Source organism: Prevotella sp. CAG:592 (assembly GCF_000436015.1).
Taxonomy (GTDB): Bacteria; Bacteroidota; Bacteroidia; order Bacteroidales; family Bacteroidaceae; genus Prevotella; species Prevotella pectinovora.
This window is the reverse complement of sequence record NZ_FR892610.1, coordinates 1-1,813: the sequence shown is the minus strand read 5'-3', so window position 1 is coordinate 1,813 and position 1,813 is coordinate 1. Positions and strand designations below refer to the sequence as shown.

The 1,813-nt window shown below is 32.5% G+C and carries 2 protein-coding genes; both read right to left on the bottom strand.

All coding sequences use genetic code 11. The features are described 5' to 3' along the window. Positions 1-552: 552 nt before the first annotated feature. Entirely contained in the window at positions 553-1,152 is a 600-nt protein-coding gene (locus QVO99_RS08500; protein ID WP_022317182.1) for a cell division protein FtsZ, read from the bottom strand. Between the two features lie 23 nt (positions 1,153-1,175). Beyond that, positions 1,176-1,436: an energy transducer TonB gene (locus QVO99_RS08495; protein WP_288177086.1), complete on the bottom strand. Its 261-nt coding sequence runs from the start codon at positions 1,434-1,436 to the stop codon at positions 1,176-1,178. Between the last annotated feature and the right edge of the window lie 377 nt (positions 1,437-1,813).

The window sequence follows — 1,813 nt, the reverse complement described above, 5'->3', positions numbered from 1 at the left end:
GCAAACTTACACATTTTATGTGAATTACAATGCTTTGAGTCTGTTTTTTTGATATATCTTTTGTTTCCTTGTCTTCAGTGAGTCATATAGCTCGGATATTATTTACCCGACAAAGTTCGTGGCAGGAGCTAATCAAATATCAGTGATATATATTTTACAGTAGGAAGAATTCTTATATGATTCTTTCTCAAAAAAGAATGTTGTCTATTCTGTAACACTAATTAAGAGCAATGGTAAATATTAATATCGCAATTCTAATTTTATCCCCGACCTTGTCGTCAATAGTGATACCTATACCTAAATCATGCATAGACATATGAAAACTATCATTTATTGCTGAGGTTATTTTTTGTATATGATTCATTTTTATAGCAGATAAGCTACTAACATGAATATTTGTAATCATGAATTTGATTGATTCATGATTTATACCATTTTTTACAAATTCACAATTTATATTATTTATCGAATTTTCCACTTCCTGTATGTTGGAAGCTGTTTCTGTTTCATAAAAGGCAAAACTTCTTTTGGGTATATGATAAATTAAAGATTCTAAAGTCCAATGAATGACATTATTGAATGATATGGAAAAAACTCTTTAACAATATCACATAATCTTTTATCTAGTAAATTGAACATGTCTACAAAATTCGGTGAATATGAATCAGGAATATTTTCCAATACGCTATCACTATCGATGATAAAAAGAGAGTCAATATACTTTTTCATGTGTGAAATATTTGATAATGCTCTTTTTTTTCGCTCTTTTCCTTCCCAACGGAAAGGAGTTGTTATGATGCCTACCGAAAAAAGATTCAAAGACTTTACTATATGTGCTACAACAGGAGCTGAACCTGTACCAGTGAAGCCTCCGAATCCTGCAACGATAATAACACATGATGGGCTTTTCTTGAGAATCATTTCCCGTATGTCATTCTCTGCTCTGATAGTCAATTCAATCCATGTCTCAATATGTGGCCATTCATAAATGAAATGTCCACTATAAAACATACCTAAATTAATGTCAGGAAAGGCAGCAGAGTACGAATTTATGGTAAGATAATCGATGTTTTGAATATTTGTTTGCTTCAATCTTTTTAAAGTCTGATCAGCTCCTCCACCTACGCCAATTACTAAAATATTATGCCCCATTGTCCTATTTTATAAAATGATTATCAGTTCAACCTGAAGGTTATCGGTATAGTATATTTTACGCGAACAGTTTTACCGTTTACCTTTCCCGGAATCCATTTAGACATTCCGCTGACAACCCTTATTGACTCTTTATCCAATGATGGATATACGCTATTTGCAACATCTACGTTTGAAATGCTGCCGTCGTGCTCTACAACAAAGGTTACTAATATGCGTCCTTCAATCTTGTTTTTTGTAGCGTCAATTGGATACTTGACATTGTATGTAAGATATTTAAACAGTTCTTCCCTTCCTCCAGGAAAACTCGGTTGCTGTTCAACAACTTGATAAACCTCTTCCTAGTCAGATTCTGTAGAATCATCTCCAACAGTTCGCAATATTGTAGGTCCGTTTTTCTCGTTATTTGGGCTAATTACATTCTGAGCCTTTAAATTAAAGCTTGGCAACAATAGTAAAGCTAATGGTGTAAATAAATTCTTCATGCTATATAATATTTTATAATTCAGTCTTTTCTATCTCTGACCGTGAATACAGCAGGCAAGTGCAAATATAGTTTATATTTGTATCAGTGCATGTTTTTTTGAATAAAAAGTGGAAAGTTTACCCGTTGGAGGAATTATTTTTGATGATAGATATGAGTAAAAGTTGTAAATATCGC

What these genes read in the sequence shown, in the direction of transcription:
- QVO99_RS08500 (WP_022317182.1), bottom strand. Translation starts at nt 1,152, where the DNA reads ATGGGGCATAATATTTTAGTAATTGGCGTAGGTGGAGGAGCTGATCAG.